Raw genomic sequence first — 23,866 nt, 5'->3', positions numbered from 1 at the left:
GGGCCATGCGTACGGGGGTGGTTGGGTGGTCATGCCTGGGTTCCTCTCAGCAGGGGGGCGGCCACGCGGGCGGCGTCGCCTTCCGGAGTGGTGCCGTCGTCGGCCGGGACGCTGGCTCCGGCGGCGGTGTGGAGTGCGGCGGCGAAGCTCTCGCCGCGGGTGGAGCGGGCGGCGAGGTGGGGGTGGTGCGGCGCTTCGGTGAGCGAGAGCACGGGGGCCACGCAGGCGTCGGTGCCGTCGAACACCTCGGTCCACTCGGCGCGGGTACGGCTCAGGAAGCGCTCGGTGACGGCGGCGCGCAGCTCGTTCCAGCGGGCGAGGTCCCACCGGTCGGGAAAGGCGTCCGCGATGCCGAGGAGGGCGGCGAACTCCGCGTAGAACTTCTCCTCCAGCGGGCCGACCGCCATGTGGCCGCCGTCGGACGTGGCGTAGGTGCCGTAGAACGGGCAGCCGCCGTCGAGGAGGTTCGTGCCGCGCCGGTCCTGCCAGCTCCCGGCGGCCAGCATGCCGTGGATCATCGTGGCGAGATGGGCGGCGCCGTCCACGATGGCGGCGTCGACGACCTGCCCCTCACCGTGGGCGCGGGCGTGCTGGAGGGCGGCGAGGACGCCGACGACCAGGTAGAGCGAGCCGCCCGCGTAGTCGCCGACCAGGTTGGCGGGGACCACGGGCGGCTCGTCCGGCCTGCCGATCATGGACAGGGTGCCGGTGAGCGCGAGGTAGGCGATGTCGTGTCCGGCGCGCTCGGCGAGCGGCCCGTCCTGGCCCCAGCCGGTCATCCGGCCGTAGACGAGCTGCGGATTGCGGGCGAGGCAGGCGCCGGGTCCGACGCCGAGGCGTTCGGCGACACCGGGGCGGTAGCCCTCGACCAGGATGTCGGCGCGTTCGACGAGGTCCAGGACGCGGGCCGGCCCCTCGTCCCTCTTGAGGTCCAGGAGGACGGAGCGCTTGTTGCGGTTGGTGAGGTCGGACGCGGGATCGATGCCGAGCCCCGCGCCGCCGGGCCGGTCCACGCGTACGACGTCGGCCCCGAGGTCCGCCAGCAGCATCGCGGCGAACGGTCCGGGTCCGATGCCCGCCAGCTCGACGACGCGGACACCGGTCAGCGGACCGTGCCCGGGCGTTGGGCCTTTCGCCATCTGTGAGCCCCCAGAGGTGTGACACAACCGATGTAACATCAGTGATGCTAAGAACGTGTCCCGCTCCGCACAACCCCTCGGGCCGAGCAAGCGCTTAGTTCTTTCCCTCGATCCTCTCGCATCCGGCCGCCCGGCCGGGCGCCGCCACATCGCTCTCCGCTACCCTCTGCCTGCCACGTCGGCACCGGCTCGCAATGGAGGTACTCGTGAACAGGCAGAACGACGCGACCCGCCCCTTGGACGTCGTCCTCTTCGGTGCCACCGGCTTCGTGGGGACGCTCACGGCCGAGTACCTGGCGGCCCACGCCCCCGTCGGCCTGCGCTGGGCGCTGGCCGGTCGCAGCCGGGCCAAGCTGGAGGCTCTGCGCGAGCGGCTCACCGCGATCGCACCCGGCTGCGCGGAGCTGCCGCTGCTGGAGACGGACGCGGACGACGCGGAGGCCCTGGCCGAACTGGCCGCCTCCACCCGGGTGGTGGCCACAACGGTCGGGCCGTACATCCGTTACGGCGAGAAGCTCGTCGCCGCGTGCGCCGAGGCCGGGACGGACTACGCGGACCTCACGGGCGAGGCGGAGTTCATCGACCGGACGTATCTGGAGCACGACGCGCGGGCCCGTGAGACGGGGGCGCGCATCGTGCACGCCTGCGGCTTCGACTCCGTCCCCCACGACCTGGGGGCGTACTTCACCGTCAAGCAGCTGCCCGAGGACGTCCCCCTCACCGTCGACGGCTTCGTCCGTACCGACGCGGTGTTCTCCGGCGGGACGTTCGCCTCGGCGCTGACCGCGATGGGCCGGGGCCCGCAGCTGCTGGCCGCCGCCCGGGAGCGCCGGCTGCACGAGCCGCGCCTGGTGGGCCGACGGGTCCGCACCCCTGCGGGCTCCCCGCACTTCAGCGGGTCCGTCGGCACCTGGGCGCTGCCGCTGCCTACGGTGGACCCGACGATCGTGGGCCGCTCGGCGCGGTCCCTGGAGCGGTACGGTCCCGACTTCCGCTACCGGCACTTCGCCTCGGTCAAGACCCTGCCGATGGCCCTCGGCGCCCCCGTGGCGATCGGCGCGCTGGTGGCCGCCGCTCAGGTGGAGGGCGTACGGGAGTGGCTGATGGGGCGTTACGAGCCGGGGCAGGGGCCGGACGAGGAACGCCGCGAGCGGAGCTGGTTCACCATCCGCTTCGTCGGCGAGGGCGGCGGACGGCGCGTCTTCACCGAGGTGTCGGGCGGCGACCCGGGTTACGGCGAGACGGCGAAGATCCTCGCCGAGTCGGCGGTGTGCCTGGCCCTGGACGAGCTGCCGGAGACCTCCGGGCAGGTCACCACGGCGGTGGCCATGGGCGACGCGCTCCTGGAGCGGCTGACGGCGGCGGGACTGCGGTTCCGGGTGGCGGCGGTGCGGTAGCCGACACCGGGGGAGGGACCGGGGGCGTCTAGAAGATCCAGTCGGCCAGCGTGTAGAGCATCGCGCCCAGCCAGACGAGCCCGACGGCGCTCCCGAGGAGCATGCCGAGGGCCATACGGCGCTGAGCGGGGTCGAAGGGCGCGGTACGGATGGCTGCACGAGAGGCGTTCATGCGTTCTAGCCTGCCCAGCTGTACGGATCTATGCCATCCGTACGGGTACTCAGTTGCAGGACTGTTCCACGCCCGGGACCGTCACGCGGCGGGCGGCAGCTGTGCGCGTACCCACGACGGGTCCGGGTTGGTGTGCGGCCGGTCCGCCACGAAGACGGTCGGCACGGTCTCGTCGCCGCCGTTGGCCGCCCGGACCTCGGCCGCTCCCGCCGGATCGCGCCAGATGTCGACCCAGTACAGCCGGGAGGCGTCGCGGCCCAGCCGGAGACGGAGCCGCAGACAGTACGTGCAGCCCGGACGCCAGTAGACGACCGGGCGGCCGTCGGCCGCGCTGCGCCGACGGGCCTCGGCCGCGGCGATCGGCCTCGGGAAGACCAGGGGCGAGGTCGCCCCGGCGAGCAGCACGAACAGCACGAGGAGCGCGGCCGCCAGGACGGGGTCGCCGCTGCGGGCGGGCCCGGTCGCGGCGGCGGCACCGCTGAGCACCAACAGGACCGGCAGTATCCACACACGCGTCATGGAGACGCACGCTATCTCCGCGTGGCCCGGCCCATGGAGGCGGGCCGCCCGCCCGGGTACGCGGGGCCCGCGTCAGGCGGTCGCTTCCCGCAGGGTCTGCCGGCACAGGGCGTCCGCCCGGCGGGTGCTCTCCGGCTGGCGGAACCGGCCGGCGAGGCGGAGCGTGTGGGCGCAGGCGTTGTCGAGGCTGATGCGGTGGCCCACCGAGACGAACACCGGGTTGGTGTTCTCCTGGGTGCGCAGCGCCCGGCCGACCACCTCGTCGCCGTCCAGCAGCGGCGAGAAGTCGCCGCGCCGGGGGCCGGGGGCCTCGTACGTGAACGTGAACGGGTTCTTGCCGACACCGATCACCGGCAGACCGGTCAGCACGCCCAGGTGGCTGGCGAGTCCGAAGCGGCGCGGGTGCGCCAGACCGTAGCCGTCGCAGATGACGAGGCCCGGGTCGACGCTCAGTGCCTCCAGGGCCTCCAGCGCCGTCGGGATCTCCCGGAAGGCCAGCAGCCCGGGGACGTACGGGAAGGTGATCCGGCCGACGGCGGTGGCCTCGTCGATCGTCTCCAGGGTCACCGCGTCCAGCACCACGGCCGCCGCGACGACGACGTCCTTCACGTCGTCGTAGGCCACGTCCACCCCGGTGACCAGCCCGGTTCCGGGCTCCGGCCCCGCCTCGTCCAGGATCACCCGGCCGCGCAGCAGGTCCTGGATCGCCCGGCCCTCGGCTTCGTCGGCGGGGGTCTCGTGGGCGGGGGTGGGGGAGGTCGTCATGTCCGGAAGCTTATGCGGTGATGTGTCGGCGCCCGTTACGCGGTGTGTGGTGGGACCTCGGGACGGGCGGCCGGAATCCCGTAGCCTGACGATCATGTTCGTACTCGAATTGACCTACACGGCTCCGGTCGAACGCGTCGACGCCCTGATGCGGGAGCACATCGCCTGGCTCGACGAGCAGTACGCGGCGGGCGTCTTCATCGCCTCGGGCCGAAAGAACCCCCGGGACGGCGGAGTGATCCTGGCCGTCGGGGAGGACCGGGCGGCGATCGAGAGGATCGCGGCGGACGACCCGTTCGCCGAGCACGGTGTGTGCGCGTACCGGATCACCGAGTTCATCGCCACCAGGACGGCGCCCGGACTCGCTCCGTACCAGCAGCCGTTGCCGTAGCGGGCGGCCGGGACCCGCCGCTCCCGGTCCGGACGCGGCCGATGAGTTTCCGGGGCGGGGCCGGTCTGCACGGGTATGGAAACGTACACACTCAGGACAGCCGGCGCCGACCTCGTCCACGACGTTCGCGGGCCCCTGCCGACCGCTGACGGCCGCCCGCCGTTGTTCATGATCGGGCAGCCCATGGACGCCACCGGATTCGTCGCGCTCGCGGCACGCTTCCCCGGGCGGACCGTGGTGACCTACGACCCCCGGGGGCTCGGCCGCAGCATCCGCAAGGACGGCCGGACCGACCACACGCCCGAGACCCAGGCCGACGACGTGCACGCGGTCATCGAGGCGCTCGGGGCCGGGCCGGTCGAGATGTTCGCCAGCAGCGGCGGAGCGGTCACCGCTCTCGCCCTCGTGGCGCGCCACCCCGGTGATGTGACCACCCTCGTCGCCCACGAGCCCCCGCTCATCACCCTCACCCCGGACGGCCCGGCGGCTCTCCGGGCCCGGGCCGGGGTCCGGGACGCGTACGAGAAGCGCGGGTGGGGGGCCGGGATGGCCGCGTTCGTGGCGATGACCTCGTGGGAGGGTGAGTTCACCGACGCGTACTTCGCACAGCCCGCGCCCGATCCCGCCGCGTTCGGCATGCCCGCCGAGGACGACGGCTCGCGCGACGACCCGCTGCTGTCCGACCGGTCCTGGGCGATCAGCGACTACCGGCCGGACGTCGACGCCCTCGCCGCGGCCGCCACCCGCGTGGTGATCGCCGTGGGCGAGGAGTCCCGGAGCGTGCAGACGGGGCGGACGTCCGCCGCGACCGCCGAACTGCTCGGGCAGCGGGTGACGGTCTTCCCGAGCCATCACGGCGGCTTCCTCGACGGGGAGTTCGGCTATCCGGGGAAGCCGGACGAGTTCGGGCAGCGGCTGCGGGAGGTCCTCGACGGCGCCTCGTAGGGCCGCCCGGAACCCCAGCCGGGCCACCCGGCCCTTCTCGCCCGGAGCCCGGCGCCCCGGCCGGGCCCGCCGGGTCCGGCCGCCGTTCCCGGTGACGGCTTCCGCTCTCATCCGGGGCGCTCTCTTTCGCGCTGCCCCGGACCTGGGCGGTGCGAAGGAGCAGCGAGGTGCCGGCCGGTGGCCCCGCCGAGGAGAGCACGGAGGTGGCCGGACCCGGGGGCGAGCCCTAGAGCCCGCGCGTCCGGGGAAGGCACCCGTCCGGACGCCCCGGGCGAGCGCTCGTCCGGGGTCGGCGGCCAGGATGGAGAGCGTTTCCCACGGACGAGGGAGAGGCATGACCGAGAACGGCTCGGACAACGTCCCACGCGGACTGCCCCCGGAGCGTCGCGATCCGCACTCCGGCCTGCCCGACCTGCGCCGGGTGGGGGCGAACCCGGACTTCTGGTACCCCGTGGCACGGTCCCGGAGCGTGCGCGGCGGACGGGTGGCCGCGACCGCGTTCGCCGGGGAGCGCATCGCGCTCTTCCGCGGCCGGAGCGGTGCCGTGCATGCGCTGGAGGACCGGTGCGCCCACCGGCAGGTGCCCCTGAGCATGGGCGTCGTGGACGGCGAGACACTCCGCTGCTGCTATCACGCCTGGGCCTACCGCGGCGACGGCCGCATCTCGCAGATCCCGTACCTGTCCAAGGGGGACCGCCGGCCGCCGCGCGGCGTGCGCGGCTACCCGGTCCGCGAGGCGTACGGGCTGGTGTTCGTCTTTCCGGGCGACCCGGAGAAGGCGGCGGCCACCGCGCTGCCCGAGGTCCCGGGCTTCGCCTCTCCGGCGTACCGGACCATGACCTTCTCCCGGACCGTGCGCTGCCACTACTCGTTCATGCACGAGAACCTGCTCGACATGAACCACCAGTTCCTCCACCGGGGCGTCGTCGGCAGACTCCAGCCACAGCTGCTGGGGTACCGGAGCGACCCGCTGTCGGTGGAGGCCCGCTATCTGTTCACCCACACCGGGGGCAGACGCAACCGCAGCGCCCGTCTGCTCGCCGCCGAGGGCATCGGCGGCCAGGCCTCCAGCGACGTGATGACCATCCGCACCGAGTACCCCTACCAGACCCTGGACCTGGTCCCCGAGAAGGCCGACCGCCCGGTACTGCGTCTCTGGGCCGTGTACGTGCCCGAGGACACGGAGCAACGCAGGTGCCACGCCTACGGACTGCTCATGATCGAGAAGCCCAGTCCGCCCGCCGCGCTGCATGTGGCCTGGCCGTTCATCCGGCGCTTCACCGAACGGGTCTTCGCGGAGGACCGTATGGCCGTCGAGGCCGAGCAGCGGGCGTGGGACGAGCAGGGCGAGGACCGCAACCACGAGGTCTTCCCCCTGATCCTGGACGTCCGCGACGTGCTGCGCGCCAACGGCGTCCCGCTCCGCCCCCGCGCCGCCGCTGCCACCAGCACCCCGGCGTGCGACGGCAGGGTGTGCGACGACCGGGTGCCCGGCTCCGGCTCACCCGCCGCGGAACCGGGCGCTCCGGCCGGCCCGGCGACTCCCGCACCGCCGGGAGGGTGACCCGGAGCCAGGGGCTGGATATCACCCCTGCCGCGCTGCCCGGACATACGCTGGAGTTTCCAGACCTCTGAGAACGGCACAGCGATGGAGGGTATGTCATGGGCGACACCGTGACCGGTCACACAGAAGGACGCACCGTACTCGCCTTCGACGGTGACTGCGGCTTCTGCCAGGCCGCTGTCCGGCAGATCCAGCTGCGGGCCAACCCCAGCACCGCGGCCGTGGCCTGGCAGACCCTCCCGCCGGAGCTGACCGAACCCCACCTGGAGCGGCTGGACCGGGAGGTTCTCCTCTTCGACGGAGACCGGGTGCGCGCCGGCGGGGCCGCCGCCCTGGCCGGTCTTCTCGAATCCTCCCCGTCCCGCGCCTACCGGGGCGTCGGGCGGTTCCTCCGGCTGCCCCTGATCCGCCCGGCGGCGAACCTGGTCTACCGCGGGGTGGCCAGGAACCGGCAGCGGATGCCGGGCGGTACAGCGGCCTGCGCGCTGCCCCGCCCCCACAACTGAGAGCAGAGACCGGTTCCCGCACCGGAGCCCCCGGCTCCGGCACCGCGAAAGCGGCACGACCCGAAACCTGGCAGGAGCCTCCTCGTTGCGCGGGTATGGCACACAAACAAGCAGACCCGACCGCACGACGGGCACGTGAGGCGGCCCGCCGGGCGGCAGCCGCGCAGCGCATCGGTCCCCGCCCGCTCAGAACACCGCGCCCGCGCCGGCCGAAGCTCCTGTTCGACCTCCAGCCGCCCGGGGTCTTCTACACCGACTGGGACATCCCCGTCGGCACGGACACCGGGGTCATGGCCCAGGTCGTCGACCAGTTCGGGGCCGACTCCGCCGAGGCCGCCACCATGCGGATCCTGTTGCACTTCCGGAGAATCTACGGTCCGAACATCCCGCTGGGCGCCATCGGGCAGCTGGAACTCCTGCTGGACGAGACGGATCTGCTGACGCGGCTGACCCCCGGGGTGGGCGTCACCCCCGACGACGCCCGTGCATCGGCGCACTGCCTTCACGCCCACGGCATGATCCTCCTCGCCGACGACGGTTCCCTGTGGATGACGGTCCCTCCGGGAACCCCGGACTCCGCGCCGGACGGCACGTGGTCGTTCGTGGAGCAGAAGGTCCGGGCACCGGCGGACCACGTCGACGCGGTCACCTGACCTCACGCCGTCCGGCCCCGAGGTCCGGGCGCGGCCGCCTGTGTGATCGCGGCCGGCCCGGCCGGTCCGGGGTGCGTCGCCACCGACCGGGCAGGAGAGCGGGGGTCCGCGAGGTCCTGGCCGGACCGCCGGGAGCCGGTGACGCAGCTCACGCCGCGCGCCGGTGCACGAAACGAGGAGTTCCGTCGTCTACTCCAATGCCGGGAACCGTTCATCCGGCCGCGCGAGAGGGAGCAGGTCTTGTCCAGCGTTATCGAGCAGTCCGTGCAGGCCCGCATGGTCGCGTCCGCGCCGCGGATGGAGACCCTGCCCGCCACTCTTCAGTACGACCGCCAGTACCCCTTCGCCGTACGCATGGCGTTCCCGGCCCCGGCGACCCTGGAAGGCACCGAGGTGTCCTGGGAGTTCTCCCGGGAGCTGCTGACCACCGGGGTCGACTCCCCCGCCGGGCAGGGAGACGTACGCGTACGGCCGTTCGGGTACGAGCGGACCGTGCTGGAGTTCCACGCCCCCGAGGGCATCGCCATGGTCCATGTGCGCACCGAGGAGCTGCGGCGTTTCCTCCAGCGGGCGCAGGAGCTCGTTCCGATGGGTGACGAGCACCGGTATCTGGACCTGGACCGGGGTCTGACCGACCTGCTCGGCGGCCCTCGCTGACCCCTGTAAATCCGGTTGCCGGGCCCGCGCCCCCGGCCCTACCTTCGTGATGGTTCCTGTTGTCGTCGATCGGAGTGGGACGTTGCTGATCTGAGGTCCTGTGCACACCGTGCAGCGCCCGCCGCGCCTTGCCGCGGCTCGGAGCGCCCGTGTGCGATCTCAGCTTCCGCCGACCGTCCCTGTCGTTCCCGACGTACAACGGGAGATCCGTATGTCTGCCACCGACACCCACATCAGCTGTACCTCCATCGCCTTCTCCTGGCCCGACGGCAGCGAGGTCCTCACCGGTCTCGACCTGACCGTGGGGCCCGGCCGAATCGGACTCATCGGCCTCAACGGCTGCGGCAAATCCACCCTGCTGCGCCTGATCGCCGGTGACCTCGCCCCGCGGTCCGGTGTGATCAGGACCCGTGGCGAGGTCGGCTACCTTCCCCAGAACCTGATCCTGGACACCGCGCTGCGGGTCGACGAGGTGCTCGGCGTCGCCGGCCGGCGCACGGCGCTCGACGCGGTCGAGTCGGGCGACGTCCGGCCCGAGCACTTCGCGCTGATCGGCGACGACTGGGACATCGAGGAACGCTCCCTCGCCACCCTGGACGGGCTCGGCCTCGGGCACATCGGGCTCGACCGCGCCATCGGGGAGATGTCCGGCGGCGAGTGCGTCCTGCTGCGGCTGGCCGCACTGCTGCTGGAGCGGCCCGGGGTGCTGCTGCTGGACGAGCCGACGAACAACCTGGACGCGTACGCCCGGCGCCGTCTCTACGACGCGGTCGACGCCTGGACCGGCGCGCTGCTCGTCGTCAGCCACGACCGGGAGCTGCTGGAACGGGTGGACCGGATCGCGGACCTGCGCGAGGGATCGGTCACCTGGTACGGCGGGAACCTGTCGGCGTACGAGGAGGCGCTCGCGGTCGAGCAGGAGGCGGCGCAGCGCATGGTGCGCGTCGCCGAGTCGGACGTACAGCGTCAGAAGCGGGAACTGGCCGACGCCCAGATGAAGTTGGCCCGGCGCAAGCGCTACGGGCAGAAGATGTGGGACACCAAGCGCGAGCCCAAGGTCGTCATGGGGCAGCGCAAGCGCTCCGCGCAGGAGTCGGCGGGCAAGCACCGCATCCTGCACACGGAGCGGCTGGCCGCGGCCAGGGAGCGTCTCGACGAGGCGGAGCTGGCGGTGCGGGAGGACGAGGAGATCCGGGTCGAGCTGCCGGGGACCCGGGTCCACCCGGGCAGCGAGGTGCTGCTGCTGCGCGATCCGGTGCCGCCCTACGGCCCGCCGCTGCGGGGCGAGTTGATGGTGCGGGGACCCGAGCGGATCGCGCTGACCGGGCGCAACGGGGCGGGAAAGACCGCGCTGCTCCGGTTGATCGCGGGGCAGCTGACGCCCGTCTCGGGCGAGGCGACCCCCTTGGTCGCGACCGGGTTCCTGCCACAGCGGCTGGACGTGCTGGACGACACGTCGTCGGTGGTGCGGAACGTGGCACGGTCGGCCCCCGACCGCACGGACAACGCCGTACGGGCGCGGCTGGCCCGTTTCCTGTTCAAGGGGGCGGCGGCGGACCGCACGGCGGGGACCCTTTCGGGCGGGGAGAGGTTCCGGGCGACACTCGCGATGCTGCTCCTGGCCGACCCGCCGCCCCGGCTGCTGCTGCTCGACGAGCCGACGAACAGCCTCGATCTGGCGAGCGTGCGGCGGCTGACCGAGGCGCTGGAGGCCTACGAGGGGGCGTTGGTCGTGGCGAGCCACGACGTGCCGTTCCTGGAGTCGATCGGGATCACCCGCTGGCTCCGGCTCGACGGCGGGCTGTCGGACACGACGGCCCGGGCGGTGCGCGAGGGCCGCTGAGACCGGACGGGCGGGTCGGTGGAGCCGGGGCGCGGATCCGGGTGGCGGGCGGCTACCGGTCCGGGCCCCGGCGGATCGCGTCGGCGAGCGTGCGCAGGCTCCGCGGGAAGCTCTCCCGGCGGGTGACATCGGATCTCCCGGGAAAAGGGGACAGAAGCTGTCGGGTATCCCGCCTAGCGTCGCGCTCATGGATCGCTTCCCCGAGCGCGACGCGGAGCCGTACACCCCTGGCTCCGCGCACCGCGACATCGTCATCACCGGCGCACGCGAGAACAATCTGCGCGACGTCTCCCTCCGGATCCCCAAGGGCCGCATCACCGTCTTCACCGGTGTGTCCGGTTCGGGCAAGTCGTCGGTCGTCTTCGACACGGTCGCCGTGGAGTCGCAGCGGCAGCTGAACGAGACCTTCACCTCGTTCCTCCGCAACCGGCTGCCGAAGTACGAGCGGCCGCACGTCGAGTCCGTCGAGGACCTGTCGGTGGCCATCGTGATCGACCAGAAGCCGCTGGGCGGCAACGTCCGCTCCACGGTCGGCACGGCGACCGACATCTGGTCGGTGATCCGGGTGCTGTTCTCCCGCTGCGGAACCCCGAGCGCGGGCGGGGCGACCGCGTACTCGTTCAACGACCCCAGCGGGATGTGCCCGGAGTGCGACGGAGTGGGGCGCACGGTCCAGCTGGACCTCGACCGGGCGATCGACTGGTCCAAGTCGCTCAACGAGGGGGCGCTGCTGCTGCCCGGCCTGACGGTGGGCGGCTGGGAGTGGAACCTGTACGGGGGTTCGGGGCGGTTCGACAACGATCTGCCCCTGTCCGAGTTCGGCGAGCAGGAGCGACGGATCCTGCTGCACGGTTCGGGGTTCACCGTCCGCATCGACATGCGGACCGGCTCGGCGGACATGAAGTTCGAGGGGGTGGTGACGCGGTTCGAGCGGCTGTACCTCAAGCGCGACACCACCGCGCTGTCCGAGAAGCGGCGCGAGGCGGCCGCCCGGTTCACCGCGGAGCGGGTGTGCGGGGCCTGCGGCGGGGCACGGCTGAACGCGGCGGCGCTCGCCACCCGGATCGATGGCTTCTCGCCCGCCGACTACGGGCGGATGGAGGTCTGCGAACTCGTCGGCGTCCTGGAGCGGATCGTCGATCCGGTGGGCGGGCCCATCGCCGCCGCGGCCCGGGAACGGCTGGAGCGGCTGGTCGGCATCGGGCTCGGGTATCTGAGCCTGGACCGGGAGACCACGACCCTGTCGGGGGGCGAGGGCCAGCGCCTCAAGATGGTGCGGCACCTGGGCAGTTCGCTCATCGGGCTGACGTTCGTCTTCGACGAGCCCAGCGTCGGCCTGCATCCGCGCGATGTCGGGCGGCTGGGCGATCTGCTGGTGCGGCTGCGTGACAAGGGCAACACGGTGCTGGTCGTCGAGCACGACCCGGATGTGATGGCCGTCGCCGACCATGTCGTCGACATGGGGCCGCGGGCCGGTTCCGACGGCGGTCACATCGTCTTCGAGGGGACCTTCGAGCGGCTGCGCGAGGCCGACACGCTCACCGGCCGGTCGTTGCGCGGCCGCACCCCGCTCAAGGAGACCGTCCGCTCCCCCACCGGCCGGCTCCCGGTGTACGGGGCCGACCTGCACAACCTCAAGGGCCTGGACGTGTCGTTCCCCACCGGAGTGCTGACCGCGGTGACGGGGGTGGCGGGATCCGGGAAGTCGACCCTGGTGTCGCGGGTGTTCACCGCGGCGTACCCGGAGACGGTGGTGATCGACCAGAGCGCGATCACGGCCTCGTCACGCTCCACCCCCGCCTCGTACATCGGCGCGCTGGACGCCATCCGCAAGGTGTTCGCCCGGGAGAACGGCGTGGACGCGGGACTGTTCAGCTTCAACTCCGCCGGGGCCTGCGCGGGTTGCTCGGGCCGCGGAGAGATCTCGACCGATCTGGCGTTCATGGATCCGGTCACCACGACCTGCCCGCAGTGCGAGGGCCGCCGCTTCCACGACGACGTGCTGAAGCACCGGGTCTCCGGCCGGTCGATCGTGGACGTGCTGGAGATGACGGCGGCGCGGGCGGCCGGGCTGTTCGAGGATCCGGTGCTGCTGCGGAAGCTGCGCACCCTCGACGCGGTCGGCCTCACCTACCTCACCCTGGGGCAGCCGCTCTCCTCCCTGTCGGGCGGCGAGCGTCAGCGGATCAAGCTCGCCACCCAGCTGCACCGCACCTCCAGCGTGTACGTGCTGGACGAGCCGACGACCGGGCTGCACCTGGCGGACACGGGCACGCTGGTGGATCTGCTGGACCGGCTGGTCGACGCGGGGAACACGGTGATCTGCGTGGAGCACAACCTGGATGTGGTCAAGCGGGCGGACTGGGTGATCGACCTCGGTCCGGACGGCGGCAAGGGCGGCGGGGAGCTGGTGTTCGAGGGGACGCCCGCCGATCTGCTCGCTCATCCGACGTCCGTCACCGGACACTACCTGCGCCGGGATCCGGGGGTGGGACCACGCCCGGGTACCGAGCTGGAACGCCCTCGGAACCCAGGGGTGGAGCAATCCGTTCCGGAACGGTGAAACGGAGCCCGGAAGGGTCCCGGGAGGGCTCTCGCACACCGCCTCACCTGGCCGGATGACTCCGTGTGTCCGGCCGTTCCCGGGGACGGGCTTGGCTTTGGCCTTACCGTCGCCTTAACCTACGGTCACGTAACCTACGAAGCCGTAGGTAATTCTCCCGTCCCCAGGAGCTCCCCGTGACGATCACCTCTCCCCACCTCGGCAGTTCGAAGGCGTGGACCGACGCCCAACTGCTGTACGCGCTGGAAGAGGTGGTGGAGAAGGAACTCAACCGCCATCTCAAGGTCGCCAAGGACTGGATGCCCCACGAGTACGTCCCCTTCTCCGACGGCCGGAACTTCCCCGGCGTCTTCGAGGACGGCGAGGCGTGGGCGGCCGACCAGTCCAAGGTCACCGACATCGGCAAGATCGCCCTCGTGGTCAACCTCCTCACCGAGGACAACCTCCCCAGCTACCACCACGAGATCGCCTCCCTCTTCGGCCGCGACGGCGCGTGGGGCACCTGGGTGCACCGCTGGACCGCCGAGGAGGGCCGCCACGGCATCGTGATGCGCGACTATCTGCTCACCTCGCGCGCCGTGGACCCGGACAAGCTGGAGCAGTTCCGCATGACGCACATGGCGGAGGGCTTCGAGTCGGACAACCGGCACTCGATGCTCCACTCCGTCGCCTACGTCGCCTTCCAGGAGCTGGCCACCCGCGTCTCGCACCGCAACACCGGCCACCAGTCCGGCGACCCGGTGTGTGACCGGATGCTGGCCCGGATCGCGACCGACGAGAACCTCCACATGGTCTTCTACCGCAATCTCCTGGGCGCCGCCTTCGAGCTGGCCCCGGACCTGACGATGCAGGCCGTGCGCGACGTCGTCGTCGACTTCCGGATGCCCGGACACGGCATGCCCGGCTTCGAGCGGGCCGCCGCGCAGATGGCGATCGGCGAGATCTACAACATGCGCATCCACCACGACGACGTGATCCAGCCCGTGCTGCGCTTCCTGAAGGTCATGGACATCGACGGGCTCGGCCCGGAGGGTGCGAAGGCCCAGGAGGAGCTCGGTCTGTACATGAGCGGGCTGGACAGCGAGGCGTCGAAGTTCGACGAGAAGCTCGCCGCCCGCAAGGCCCGGATGGTGGCGCGCGGCCGCGCCTGATCCTTGCCCCGGGGCCCTGATCCGTCAGGGGCCCCGGGTCCGCAGGGTCCGGGACGTCCCTACTCCTCCGCGGTGGCCTCGGCGTACGCCACGTCGCGTACGTCGTCCGAGATGTGCTGGCGGAGCATCCGCAGCTGGGTGCGCCACGGCCCGGTCCACCCGGTGCGCAGGCCGCACGCCACGGTCAGTTCCGCGGCGAGGAGCCCCTCGGCCGGATCACCCGTCCCCGCCAGCCGTGCGACGACGAGCAGCAGGGCGTCCGGGTCGCCGGCCTCCGCCCCCCGGTATCCGGCGACCCGCCTGCCGACCGTCGCCGCGGTCCTGGCGGCGAGCGCGGGGCGGCCGGTGTGCAGGGCGGCCAGCGCGACCAGCTCGGTGTGCAGGGTGTCCGGTTCCCCCGCCAGGTCCAGGGAGCGCGAGAGCAGGGCTGCGGCGTCCGGCACGAGGTCGCGGTGGGCGGCCAGGGTCCGGCCGGCGGCGGCGAGCACCACCGAGGCGGGCCGGTTGTTCGGACCGGCCCGCAACGACAGCGTCCGGGCCAGATGGCCGAGCCGGCGGCGGGCGGGCCGGTCGCGCTCCGCCCCTGCGTCGTCCGCGGTCTCGCCGGTGGCCAGCAGCGACAGGGCACGGTTCAGCGCGCCGACGCCCTCCGGGGTGGTCAGCGCCGCGTCCACGAGGGCGTCGGCGGCCGGGCGCCACCTCCCCCGCCGGTCCAGATCGGTGACCGCGTCGACCAGGACCGCAGCCGCGTGCGGGGCCCAGGGCAGCCAGGGGACCAGGGCGGTGTGGGCGAGGGCGGCCAGCGTGTCGTCGTCGGTGCGGCACACGTCCTGGATCAGCCGGGCGTAGCGCGGCCGCAGGGCGGGGTCCAGATCCGTCGGGTGCGTCCGCGACACCGCCACGCGCAGCGCGCGTTCGCCGCCCGCCGCGTCCTCGGTCATCTCCCACACGCGTACGTCTGTGAGCAGCGGCGTACCGGCGGCCACACAGGCGGCCCGTACGTCGAGGTGCTGGCCGGGCTGCCCGTATGCGTCGGCGAGGAGGCGGGCCGCCTCCGCGCGGGGCAGCAGGGCGGCGGCGAGGCGGACCATCTCCTTGCGGCTCGTCACCTTGCCGGTGCCGGGACCCGTGCGGGCGGCGAGCAGCGGGGCCAGCCGGGAGGGCCGGGTGTGCGCGGCGGCGCGGCCCGCCGCGTACACGGCGACGCGGGCCCGGTCATCGCCCGCGCGGGCGAGCAGCTCGGGCAGGGACTCGGCGGGCCGGTCGGTGTGGGCGAGCGCGGCGAGCGCGGCCTCCGCGAGCACCACGTCCCGGTCGTCGGTCCAGGCGCGTACGGCGTCGGCGCCCCGCCCGGGTATCCGGGCGAGCTGCCCCAGGGCGGCGGTGCGCAGATGCAGCGGCAGTTTCTCGTCCGTGACCGTGCGCTCCACCGCGCGCTGCGCGGACCGCTGCTGACGGGGTGTCCAGCGCTCGGCTCCGGCGACCTCGACGGCCCAGTGCGCTCCGGGAGCGAGGAACCGGCCCCGGGGCGGTGTCCCGTCGAGGTACGCCGCCAGCAGGTCCGTCCGCCGGCGGCTCACGGCGCGCCGGACGTCGGGGAGCGCGATGGCCGAGGGGTGCCGGGCGAGCAGCGATTCGATCCGCTCGTCCCGGCCGGCCGGGGCCCGGAGCCACAGGGCCGCGGCGCTCCGGGCGGCCTCCGCGTCCCCGTAGTTCACCGCCTGCCACAGCAGGTCCTGGAGGCCGGGCATGGCGTCGGCGCGACGGCCCACGGCGCGGGCCAGGGCCAGGACGAGGCCGTAGTCGGAGCGTTCCGCCCCCGCTTCGAGCCAGGGCCGCAGCGCGTCGAAGACGGTGTGCTCCTGGCCCCGGCGCAGCGTCCGGTCCAGCCGGCCGAAGTCGGCGCTGCCGCTGGTGCCGGTGATCCGGACCAGGGTGCGCAGTGCCCAGTTGAGCAGGTCGCGCTGTCCGGTCACCGCGTGTTCGCGCAGCGCGCCGACGGCCAGGGAGCCCAGGGCGGAGCGGGTGGCCGCGGAGGAGTCGCGGGCCTCCACGGCATCGGCGGCGATGCGGTCGAGCAGTGGTTCCACCGCGTCGGTGAAGAGCGCGGGCTTCACCCCGGCCAGGGCGGTGAGGGCGGTGGAGCGGACGGGGTCCTGCTCGTTGCGCAGCCGCAGGAGGTCCTCCAGCACGGTGGCGACGGAGGCCGGATCACCGGAGCGGCCCGCACCGGCGACGAGCAGCGCCCAGGCCGTGGCGCGGTCGTCGGCGGCGGGCCCGCGGGTGGCGGTCAGGAGCTGTTCGCGTCCCTCGTCGAAGGGGAGGTGGGACACGGCGTCGAGGACGGCGGCGTCGTCACCGCGGGCCCGGGCCCGGTCCACCGCCCGCCGGGCCACGGCCGCGACCCGGTTGCGGGGCAGCGCGTCCAGGAGCCGGGCGTCGACGGTGGCCGCCGCCGCTCCCCCGCCCCTCTCCTCGGTGACCGCCTCGTGGAGTGCGGCGCGACGGCCGGGCGGCAGGGCGCGGAGGATCCGGGGCACCTGGCCCGCCGGGTCCGGAGCGCTGCGGCCCAGTTCGACGAGCAGGGTGTCGGGCAGGGCGCGGACGAGGCGGCGCAGCCGGTTCCCGCTGAGCACGTGGAGCACGCGCGCGCAGACGTCCGGCCTGATCGCGAGGCGGGCGAGCCTGACCGGATCGGCGGCGACGAGCTGCCCGAGGGGGGCGTCGAGCACCGCCGGGAGCCGGGTGGGGCCGAACCGTTCGAGGAGGTCGAGCACCCGGTGCGGAAAGGCCCGGGTCGCGGCGGCGATGCCCCGGGGTTGTCCGTACCCGTGCCACCAGGCGTCCCGGGCCGCCGCGGGAAGTCCGGCCAGGTCCTCCTCGGCGGAGTCCAGGACCGGTCCGGGGTGGTGGTGGCCGAGCGAGGACCAGCAGGCCGTGGAACGCCGCAGTTCGGGCAGCAGCGTCCTGACCGTCGTGGCCGAGCAGCCGGGCAGCAGTCGGGCCGCCTCGATGTCGCCGTGGGTGTCGCGCTCGGCGAGTACCAGGCGGTCGGCGAGCGCGGTGCGGCGGTCGGCGACGATCGCCCGCACGAGGTGGCGGCGCACGGCGGCGGGTGCGTCGGCGAAGGCCCTCTCGTACGCCGTGTCCGGCACCCCGAGTGTCCGCGCGGCGCGCAGGGCGTGCCCGCGCACGACGGCGTCCTCGTCGGCGAGGTGCGCCCCGATCCACTCGGCGTCCCGGCCGACCGCGGCGGCGATCACCGCGATCCGGCGTTCGTACGGATCGCCGTCCTCCAGTTCGTCGAGGACGGCGCGCAGCGACCCCTGGGCGGCCAGTCGGCCCGCTCTGACCGCCAGTTCGCTCATGCGCCCCACGTGGGACAGCGGTTCGAGCGCGTCGAGCAGGGCGGCGGCGAGGACGAGGGGCGGTGCGTCGGTCATGGCCCGATTGTGCCGGGCCCGCCCCGAACACCCCAAGGGTTTACGGTGCGTGGGGGGCGTTCAGCCCCGGTCGCGGCCTTCTCTGCGCAGCCGCTCGCGCTCCTTCTCCGACAGCCCGCCCCAGACGCCGAACCGCTCGTCGTTGGCGAGGGCGTACTCCAGGCAGGCCAGTCGGCCTTCGCAGGCGTTGCACAGCTGCTTGGCCTCGCGGGTCGAACTGCCCGGGGCCGGGAAGAAGAACTCGGGCCCGGCCTGCGCGCACAACGCGGACTCCTGCCAGGCGAGCGCGTCGTCGGTCACGGTGTTGATCAGCATGGTGCACACGGTGCCCGGTGGCGATAAACGACTGATCAACGATTCATCAATCCGCTCCGGAAGCGCCCACGGGGTACGCGCCGGAGCCTCCGGGGCCGCGGTCCCCGCCGTTGGCTACTGCCTCGGCTCGGGCCGCATGACCGCGAAGACCGCCCCGTACGGATCGGCGACGTTGGCCATCTTGCCGACGCCGGGCACATCCATGGCGGCCAGGGTCTCCGTGCCGCCGAGCCGCTTCGCCCCGGCCACCGTGGCGTCGACGTCGGCCACGGCGAAGTACGGCAGCCAGTGCGGGCCACGGGCGGCCTCGGACGGGACGTCGCCCATCCGGACCAGGCCACCGAACGACGCGTCCGGGCCGGCGCCGGCCGGATGGACGGTGGTGTAGGTGTAGTCGGTGCCCTCCACCTTCAACTGGTCGGTCCCCCAGCCGAAGACGGTTCTGAAGAACGCCGCCGCCGCCGGGACGTCGGAGGTGTACAGCTCGGCCCAGAGGAACGAGCCGGGCTCCTGGACGACGCCGAAGCCGGGGTGCTCCTTCGGCTGCCAGGCACCGAAATACGCCCCGGCCGGGTCCGTGAAGCCGCCCATGCTGCCGAAGTCCAGCACGTCCATCGGCTCGAAAGCGGCGGCACCGCCCGCCCGCTCCACCGCCTCGGCGGTGGCGGCGATGTCGGGCGACTGGAAGGAGACCGACCAGGCGCTGGGCGATTCCTCCTCCGACACCGTCATCACACCGCCGACGTACCGGCCGTCCAGGGTGAGCATTCCGTAGCCGCCGACCTCGGGGCCGCCGGGGATCAGGCCCCAGCCGAACAGCTCCCGGTAGAAGGCGGTGGCCCCGTCGAGGTCGGGGGTGCCGAGATCGACCCAGTTGGGCGCTCCGTCGAGGAAGGTGGGGCTGATCATGGCGTGCTCCTCAGTCGGTCCGGGTGATCCTGCTCGTCCTGTGCTGCCGGGTGGTTCCTCTCGTTCCGAGTCTGGCACCGGGCGCCGACGACCGCAGTCCGCGCGGGGCCGACCGGGGTGCGATACACCGGCGGAGCCGCGGGGCCCCGGCTCCGGGCGGTCCGGTGGGAGCCGGGGCCGACGGTGATCGCTTCGGTCGCGCGGCTCAGCGTAGACAGCTCCGGGGTGCCGGGGCCAAGCGTTGGACCGGTGCGTCGCCCCGGCCGTCGGGCGATGTCGTTCAGCGCCGTACGTCGAGGGACGGGAGCACGGTCTCGGCGACGCGGTAGGCCTCCTCCAGCAGGGGGTTGCCGGACAGGATGAAGGTGTCGACGCCCAAGTCCTCGAATTCCCGGAGGCGTTCGACGACCTGGGCCGTGGAGCCGACGACCGCCGTGCCGGGACCGGGCCGGAAGAGGCTCATGCCCGGCCACATGTTGGGGTGGACCTCCAGCTCCCGTGCGCGGGCGGGGACCCTGCCGCCGTGCTGGCGGAACTGCCGCTGCCAGCCGACGCCGTCCTCGCCCGCCCGGTCGCCGAGCTGCCGGGCGTACGTGGCCTCGCTGGTGACGTCCAGCAGCCGGTCGGCCGCCGCCCAGGCCGCGTCCTCGGTGTCGCGGACGATGAGGTGGAGCCGCAGCCCGACGCGCAGGGTGCGTCCGTGGGCGGCGGCCCGCGCCCTGACCCGCTCCAGCTTCTCCTTCAGCAGGTGCGGCGGCTCACCCCAGGTGAGGAAGACGTCCACGTGTTCGGCGGCCATCTCGATGCCGGGGTCGGAGGAGCCGCCGAACCAGAGCGGGATGTGCGGGTCCTGGACGGGCTTCAGCTCGCGGAAGGACGCGCCCGCGTCCCTCAGATCGTAGAAGCGTCCGCGGTGGTCGAACACCTCGCCCGCGGTGAGCCGCTTCACGATCGACCAGTACTCGGCGCTCAGCTCGTACCGCTCGTCGTGCTCCACATGGAGCCCGTACTCCTGGAGCGACTTGGTGGATCCGTTGACGACGTTGAAGCGCAGCCGCCCGCCGAAGAGGGTGTCGAAGCTGAGGGCCATCTTGGCGAGCAGGGTCGGTGAGATCAGCCCCGGGTGGACGGCGAGCAGCGGCTTGAACCGGGTGCTGGTGGACGCGGCCAGCGCACTGCCGAGCGGCCAGACGTCGTAGAGGTCGGTGGCGAGCAAGGCACCGCTGTAGCCGAGCTGTTCGACCGTTCCGGCGAGCCTGCTGAGATAGCCGAGGTCGACGGGGCGCCGGCCGGCCGGCTCCCAGGGGTAGGCGCCTTCGCGCGGGATGATGTACCAGAGGACTTCGGTGGCCACGTCCCTCAGACCGCCTTCACGGGCGCGTGGGCGACGGCGTCCGCCACGGTGACCGGGCGCTCGATGAAGCCGGTGCGGTGGAAGATGTCGGCGGCCTCCTGCTGTTCGGCGAGGAACGCGTCGCCGACCGCCTCGATCCGCCACGGCAGGGCGGCCAGGGCGCTCTCCCAGTCGTCGACCGTGCCGCCGAGGTCGGCGGAGGCGATCCGCGCGGCGTCGCGGGGGTGGGCGGCGGCCCAGTCGTCCGCCCGCCGGAGCGCGCGGGTGAGGGCCTCGATGATCTCGGGCCGCTGTTCGGCGAGGTCGCGCCGGGTGAAGAACACGGAGCGGTCGGTGATGACGTCGCCGGTACGGATCAGGGTGCGCAGCCCGCCGGTGCGGCGGGCCGCGGCGAGCTGCGGTCCCTGCGCGACCCAGGCGGCGACGGCTCCGGTGCGCAGGAGCTGTTCGCTGTCCTCGGTGGAGCGTTCGGCGGTGATGTCGTCGGCGTAGGAGAGTCCCGCGTCGTCGAGCGCCTTGGCGATCAGGTGCGTCTGCCAGGAGCCGATCGCCAGGTGGACCCTCGCACCCTTGAGGTCGGCGGCCGTCCGCAGGGGGCTGTCCTCGGGGACCAGCAGGGCGCCGTGCTCGGGGCGCGGGGCGGAGACGGCGGTGTAGACGAGGTCGTGGCCCGCGGCCTGGGCGGTGACGGGCGGGGTGGAGCCGGTGCCGCCGAAGTCGATGACGCCGCGGCTGAGCAGCTCGCCGGTGCGGACGCCGTTGCTGTACGGATGGAAGGCGACGCTCTCGCCGAGGGGCTCCAGCTCCTGCTGGGCGAAGCCGTGCCTGGTGAGGTGGTAGAGGTGGTAGAGGGACGGATTGCTGGCGTGGACACCGATGGTGATGGTCATTCAGATCACTCCGACGGAGAGCGGGGCGGGCGTGGTCGAGGGTCCTGGGGCGGACCCGGTGGCGGCTCCCGGCGCGGCGGGGACGCCGAGATCGTCCAGGAGGCGTCGGCGCAGTGCGGCGAAGGCCGGGTCTCCGGGGTCGCGGGGGCGGTCGACGGCGACGCGCTCGTCGGTGACGAGCCGCCCGTCGCGCAGGACGGCCACCCGGTCGGCGAGCCGCACGGCCTCGTCGACGTCATGGGTGACCAGGAGCACGGCGGGGCGGTGCTTGCGGCACAGTTCGTCGACCAGGTCGTGCATCTTCAGCCGGGTCAGCGCGTCCAGCGAGGCGAACGGCTCGTCCAGCAGGAGCAGTTCGGGTTCCCGCACCAGGGCGCGGGCGAGGGCGACCCGCTGGGCCTCGCCGCCGGAGAGAGTGGCGGGCCAGGCCCCGGCGTGCCCTTCCAGGCCGACTTCCGCGAGCGCCCTCAGCCCGTCCGGCGTACGGGACCCGGGCAGGGCGACGGTCACGTTGGCGAGGACCTTCTTGGACGGTACGAGGCGGGGTTCCTGGAAGACGATCGTGCGGCTCTCGGGCACCAGCACCTCTCCCCCGTCGGCCCCGTCCAGCGCCCCGAGGATGCGCAGGAGTGTCGTCTTGCCGCTGCCACTGGCGCCGAGGAGCGCGACGAACTCCCCGCGTGCGATCTCGAGTTCGAGTCCGTCGAGCACGGCGCGGCTGCCGAAGACCCGGCGCAGCCCCCGTACCCGTACGGCTGTGGTCCCTTTCCTGTCACGGGTCATCGGCGGGCTCCTTGCGGGGTGCGCCACGGCATCAGGACACGTTCCAGGAGCCGGACGAGGATGTCGGCGGTGAGGCCGAGGAGTCCGTACACGAGGATGCAGACGGCGAGGATGTCGGTGCGGGCGTAGCTCTGGGCCTGGGACATCAGATAGCCGATGCCCGCGGTGGCGTTGATCTCCTCGGCGGCGATGAGGGCGATGACGCTGAGCGTCATGGAGAGCCGCAGTCCGGCGAGGAGCGAGGGCAGCGCGCCGGGCAGGACGACTTCGCGGACGATGCCGAGCCGGCTCATCCCGAAGGCGCGCATCGCCTCGATCAGCTTCGGGTCGGTGGTGCGGACGCCACTGGAGGCGGAGACGTACATGGGGAAGGTGGTGGCGACGGCGATGAGGAGGATCTTCGCGGTCTCGTTGATGCCGAACCAGACCATGAACAGCGGGACGAGGGAGAGGAAGGGGATGGTGCGCAGGGTCTGGAGGGAGGAGTCGAGGAGTTCGTCGCCGAGCCGGGTGAATCCGGTGACGATGCCGAGCGTGAGTCCGGCGGCGAGGCCGATGACCAGGCCGAGACCGGACCGGGTCAGCGAGGTGGTGAGGGCGTCGGGCAGTTGCCCGTTGCCCCAGAGCTCACCCACCGCGCGGAACACCTCCGCCGGTGAGGCCAGGACGTCGGCGGTCAGCAGCCCGGTCGCGGAGGCCGCCCACCACAGGGCGAGCAGGACCACCGGGCCGAGCGCCCGCACCGTGACGGCGTAGGAACGGCTGCGGGGGCTGCGCAGCTGCGGGCGAGGGGCGACGAGTCCGGGGGGCGGAGCGTCGCCGGTGCCGGGGGCGTCCGTGCGGGGAGGGCCCTCCGGGCCGGCCGCCGGGGTCACGCTCATGTCAGCTTCTCCACGTCGAGGAGGTGGGCGGCCACGTCGACCTTCTCCTCGGTGACCTTCTGCTCGGCGTAGAAGGCGGCGACCGCCTCGAAGCGGGCGATGTCCTCGGGGCCGATCGGGTCGACGGTGCCGGCCTGGGCGGTGATCTCGGTCTGGACCTCCTTCGCCTTGCCGGTGACGGCGGTCGGACCGACGTCGGTGAAGACGTTGAGGTAGGCGGCCGGGTCCTTCTTCTCCTTGGCGCTGGCTTCGTGGAGGTAGTCGTAGAGCGCCCGGACGATCTCGGGATGCTGCTCGGCGAAGCCCGTGCGTACGGCGTTGAGGCTGTAGTTGTCGGAGCCGATGGCCGCGCCGTCGGCGACGAAGTGCGCCTTGCCGCCGCCGATCTCGGCGACCGCGTAGGTGGCCCAGACGGCCCAGGCGTCGACCTGTCCGGCGTTGAGGACGGCGGCGGTCTGGTCGGGCCGGAGGTAGACCCGTTCCACCTTCTCCGCCGGGATCTTCGCTTTGGCCAGCGCCTTGAGCAGCAGGTACTCGCCGGTGCCGCCCTGGTTGACGGCGACCTTCTTCCCCACGAGGTCGGTGACGGAGTCGATGCCGGAGCCGTCACGGACGAGGATGCCCTCGCCCGCGGCGTCCGGGTCGACGGCGGTGAAGAACCGGAAGCCGGGGCGCTGCGCGAGGGAGGTGATGCCGGAGGTGATGGAGCCGGTGGCGATGTCCAGCTGGTCGGCGTTCATCGCCTGGGCCGCCGGGGCGAAGGGTCCGGCGCTGCCGGTCCACTTCACCTTCGCGCCGACCTTGCCCAGGGCCTTGTCCAGGCTGCCGTCCTTCTTGCCGAGGGCGAGGACGCCGGAGTTGCCGGGGTCCGGGACGCGCACCTCGACGGTCTTCCCGGAACCGGAGCCGTTGGTGCCGGTGCTGTCCGCCTCGGAGGTGCCGCAGGCGCTCAGTGCGAGGAGTGCGCCGGCCGTGAGCAGGGCGGCCGGAGCGGTGGTACGGAGTGGTCGGGTGACATGCATGGCG

General features: G+C 73.1%; 22 protein-coding genes. 10 read left to right on the top strand and 12 right to left on the bottom strand.

The genetic code is table 11. The features are described 5' to 3' along the window. Nucleotides 1-29: 29 nt before the first annotated feature. Entirely contained in the window at nt 30-1,139 is a 1,110-nt protein-coding gene (locus HET64_RS09855) for a CaiB/BaiF CoA-transferase family protein (RefSeq protein WP_251145069.1), read from the bottom strand. Between the two features lie 206 nt (nt 1,140-1,345). Here HET64_RS09855 and HET64_RS09850 point away from each other — a divergent pair, with 206 nt between their 5' ends. Next, the gene (locus tag HET64_RS09850) at nt 1,346-2,536 is read left to right on the top strand and encodes a trans-acting enoyl reductase family protein (protein ID WP_215103867.1); all 1,191 of its coding nucleotides are present in this window, start codon (nt 1,346-1,348) and stop codon (nt 2,534-2,536) included. A gap of 28 nt (nt 2,537-2,564) precedes the next feature. On the opposite strand, the gene mmpA is transcribed toward HET64_RS09850, so the two are convergent. From mmpA to HET64_RS09835, 3 genes are all read right to left on the bottom strand, one after another. Beyond that, a complete protein-coding gene (mmpA, locus tag HET64_RS09845; RefSeq protein WP_215103865.1) occupies nt 2,565-2,708 on the bottom strand; it encodes a morphogenic membrane protein MmpA in 144 nt (47 codons plus the stop codon). A gap of 81 nt (nt 2,709-2,789) precedes the next feature. After that, entirely contained in the window at nt 2,790-3,227 is a 438-nt protein-coding gene (locus HET64_RS09840) for a glutaredoxin domain-containing protein (RefSeq protein WP_215103863.1), read from the bottom strand. Between the two features lie 72 nt (nt 3,228-3,299). Next, entirely contained in the window at nt 3,300-3,992 is a 693-nt protein-coding gene (locus tag HET64_RS09835; protein ID WP_215103861.1) for an endonuclease V, read from the bottom strand. A gap of 94 nt (nt 3,993-4,086) precedes the next feature. Between HET64_RS09835 and HET64_RS09830 the strand changes: the two genes are divergently transcribed. The 9 genes from HET64_RS09830 to HET64_RS09790 all read left to right on the top strand — a co-directional run bounded on the left by HET64_RS09830 (nt 4,087) and on the right by HET64_RS09790 (nt 14,265). Next, nucleotides 4,087-4,383 carry a YciI family protein gene (locus HET64_RS09830; protein WP_215103858.1) on the top strand — a complete coding sequence of 99 codons (297 nt, stop codon included), beginning with the start codon at nt 4,087-4,089 and terminating at the stop codon, nt 4,381-4,383. A 75-nt stretch (nt 4,384-4,458) separates the two neighbouring features. Then, nucleotides 4,459-5,328 carry an alpha/beta fold hydrolase gene (locus tag HET64_RS09825; protein WP_215103856.1) on the top strand — a complete coding sequence of 290 codons (870 nt, stop codon included), beginning with the start codon at nt 4,459-4,461 and terminating at the stop codon, nt 5,326-5,328. Between the two features lie 334 nt (nt 5,329-5,662). Then, on the top strand, nt 5,663-6,892 hold the full coding sequence (locus tag HET64_RS09820) for an aromatic ring-hydroxylating dioxygenase subunit alpha (protein WP_215103854.1): 1,230 nt from the start codon (nt 5,663-5,665) through the stop codon (nt 6,890-6,892). A gap of 98 nt (nt 6,893-6,990) precedes the next feature. Continuing rightward, a complete protein-coding gene (locus HET64_RS09815; protein ID WP_215103852.1) occupies nt 6,991-7,398 on the top strand; it encodes a thiol-disulfide oxidoreductase DCC family protein in 408 nt (135 codons plus the stop codon). A 95-nt stretch (nt 7,399-7,493) separates the two neighbouring features. Next, complete coding sequence (locus HET64_RS09810) at nt 7,494-8,051, top strand: hypothetical protein (protein ID WP_215103850.1); 558 nt, start codon at nt 7,494-7,496, stop codon at nt 8,049-8,051. Between the two features lie 240 nt (nt 8,052-8,291). After that, nucleotides 8,292-8,708 carry an SsgA family sporulation/cell division regulator gene (locus HET64_RS09805; protein ID WP_026290062.1) on the top strand — a complete coding sequence of 139 codons (417 nt, stop codon included), beginning with the start codon at nt 8,292-8,294 and terminating at the stop codon, nt 8,706-8,708. A gap of 211 nt (nt 8,709-8,919) precedes the next feature. Beyond that, nucleotides 8,920-10,551 carry an ABC-F family ATP-binding cassette domain-containing protein gene (locus HET64_RS09800; protein WP_215103848.1) on the top strand — a complete coding sequence of 544 codons (1,632 nt, stop codon included), beginning with the start codon at nt 8,920-8,922 and terminating at the stop codon, nt 10,549-10,551. A 187-nt stretch (nt 10,552-10,738) separates the two neighbouring features. Next, nucleotides 10,739-13,114, top strand: coding sequence for an excinuclease ABC subunit UvrA (locus HET64_RS09795; RefSeq protein ID WP_215103846.1), 2,376 nt, complete (start codon nt 10,739-10,741; stop codon nt 13,112-13,114). Between the two features lie 176 nt (nt 13,115-13,290). Further along, entirely contained in the window at nt 13,291-14,265 is a 975-nt protein-coding gene (locus tag HET64_RS09790) for an acyl-ACP desaturase (protein WP_215103844.1), read from the top strand. A gap of 59 nt (nt 14,266-14,324) precedes the next feature. On the opposite strand, the gene HET64_RS09785 is transcribed toward HET64_RS09790, so the two are convergent. From HET64_RS09785 to HET64_RS09750, 8 genes are all read right to left on the bottom strand, one after another. Next, complete coding sequence (locus tag HET64_RS09785; protein WP_215103842.1) at nt 14,325-17,708, bottom strand: hypothetical protein; 3,384 nt, start codon at nt 17,706-17,708, stop codon at nt 14,325-14,327. A 60-nt stretch (nt 17,709-17,768) separates the two neighbouring features. Then, a complete protein-coding gene (locus HET64_RS09780; protein ID WP_026290061.1) occupies nt 17,769-18,023 on the bottom strand; it encodes a WhiB family transcriptional regulator in 255 nt (84 codons plus the stop codon). Nucleotides 18,024-18,137: 114 nt separating this feature from the next. Further along, nucleotides 18,138-18,932 carry a VOC family protein gene (locus tag HET64_RS09775; RefSeq protein ID WP_215103840.1) on the bottom strand — a complete coding sequence of 265 codons (795 nt, stop codon included), beginning with the start codon at nt 18,930-18,932 and terminating at the stop codon, nt 18,138-18,140. A 280-nt stretch (nt 18,933-19,212) separates the two neighbouring features. Continuing rightward, complete coding sequence (locus HET64_RS09770; RefSeq protein ID WP_215103838.1) at nt 19,213-20,286, bottom strand: LLM class flavin-dependent oxidoreductase; 1,074 nt, start codon at nt 20,284-20,286, stop codon at nt 19,213-19,215. A gap of 5 nt (nt 20,287-20,291) precedes the next feature. Beyond that, on the bottom strand, nt 20,292-21,176 hold the full coding sequence (locus HET64_RS09765) for an ABC transporter substrate-binding protein (protein WP_215103836.1): 885 nt from the start codon (nt 21,174-21,176) through the stop codon (nt 20,292-20,294). After that, nucleotides 21,177-21,959, bottom strand: coding sequence for an ABC transporter ATP-binding protein (locus tag HET64_RS09760; RefSeq protein WP_215103834.1), 783 nt, complete (start codon nt 21,957-21,959; stop codon nt 21,177-21,179). Continuing rightward, nucleotides 21,956-22,840, bottom strand: coding sequence for an ABC transporter permease (locus HET64_RS09755; RefSeq protein ID WP_215103831.1), 885 nt, complete (start codon nt 22,838-22,840; stop codon nt 21,956-21,958). The genes HET64_RS09760 and HET64_RS09755 overlap by 4 nt, the downstream gene beginning before the upstream one ends. Continuing rightward, nucleotides 22,837-23,862: an NrtA/SsuA/CpmA family ABC transporter substrate-binding protein gene (locus HET64_RS09750; RefSeq protein ID WP_215103829.1), complete on the bottom strand. Its 1,026-nt coding sequence runs from the start codon at nt 23,860-23,862 to the stop codon at nt 22,837-22,839. Before HET64_RS09750 ends, HET64_RS09755 begins: the two co-directional genes overlap by 4 nt. Nucleotides 23,863-23,866: the final 4 nt, after the last annotated feature.

The organism is Streptomyces sp. McG3 (assembly GCF_018619185.1).
In the GTDB taxonomy this organism is placed as follows: domain Bacteria; phylum Actinomycetota; class Actinomycetes; order Streptomycetales; family Streptomycetaceae; genus Streptomyces.
Note: the sequence above shows the minus strand (reverse complement) of the source record. Positions and strands in the feature narration are given on the sequence as shown.

Excerpts from the sequence above, each read along its gene's own strand:
- HET64_RS09855 (WP_251145069.1), bottom strand. The coding sequence starts at position 1,139 with ATGGCGAAAGGCCCAACGCCCGGGCACGGTCCGCTGACCGGTGTCCGC.
- mmpA (WP_215103865.1), bottom strand. The coding sequence starts at position 2,708 with ATGAACGCCTCTCGTGCAGCCATCCGTACCGCGCCCTTCGACCCCGCT.
- HET64_RS09840 (WP_215103863.1), bottom strand. The coding sequence starts at position 3,227 with ATGACGCGTGTGTGGATACTGCCGGTCCTGTTGGTGCTCAGCGGTGCC.
- HET64_RS09835 (WP_215103861.1), bottom strand. The coding sequence starts at position 3,992 with ATGACGACCTCCCCCACCCCCGCCCACGAGACCCCCGCCGACGAAGCC.
- HET64_RS09830 (WP_215103858.1), top strand. The coding sequence starts at position 4,087 with ATGTTCGTACTCGAATTGACCTACACGGCTCCGGTCGAACGCGTCGAC.
- HET64_RS09825 (WP_215103856.1), top strand. The coding sequence starts at position 4,459 with ATGGAAACGTACACACTCAGGACAGCCGGCGCCGACCTCGTCCACGAC.
- HET64_RS09820 (WP_215103854.1), top strand. The coding sequence starts at position 5,663 with ATGACCGAGAACGGCTCGGACAACGTCCCACGCGGACTGCCCCCGGAG.
- HET64_RS09815 (WP_215103852.1), top strand. The coding sequence starts at position 6,991 with ATGGGCGACACCGTGACCGGTCACACAGAAGGACGCACCGTACTCGCC.
- HET64_RS09810 (WP_215103850.1), top strand. The coding sequence starts at position 7,494 with ATGGCACACAAACAAGCAGACCCGACCGCACGACGGGCACGTGAGGCG.
- HET64_RS09800 (WP_215103848.1), top strand. The coding sequence starts at position 8,920 with ATGTCTGCCACCGACACCCACATCAGCTGTACCTCCATCGCCTTCTCC.
- HET64_RS09795 (WP_215103846.1), top strand. The coding sequence starts at position 10,739 with ATGGATCGCTTCCCCGAGCGCGACGCGGAGCCGTACACCCCTGGCTCC.
- HET64_RS09785 (WP_215103842.1), bottom strand. The coding sequence starts at position 17,708 with ATGACCGACGCACCGCCCCTCGTCCTCGCCGCCGCCCTGCTCGACGCG.
- HET64_RS09780 (WP_026290061.1), bottom strand. The coding sequence starts at position 18,023 with ATGCTGATCAACACCGTGACCGACGACGCGCTCGCCTGGCAGGAGTCC.
- HET64_RS09775 (WP_215103840.1), bottom strand. The coding sequence starts at position 18,932 with ATGATCAGCCCCACCTTCCTCGACGGAGCGCCCAACTGGGTCGATCTC.
- HET64_RS09765 (WP_215103836.1), bottom strand. The coding sequence starts at position 21,176 with ATGACCATCACCATCGGTGTCCACGCCAGCAATCCGTCCCTCTACCAC.
- HET64_RS09760 (WP_215103834.1), bottom strand. The coding sequence starts at position 21,959 with ATGACCCGTGACAGGAAAGGGACCACAGCCGTACGGGTACGGGGGCTG.
- HET64_RS09755 (WP_215103831.1), bottom strand. The coding sequence starts at position 22,840 with ATGAGCGTGACCCCGGCGGCCGGCCCGGAGGGCCCTCCCCGCACGGAC.
- HET64_RS09750 (WP_215103829.1), bottom strand. The coding sequence starts at position 23,862 with ATGCATGTCACCCGACCACTCCGTACCACCGCTCCGGCCGCCCTGCTC.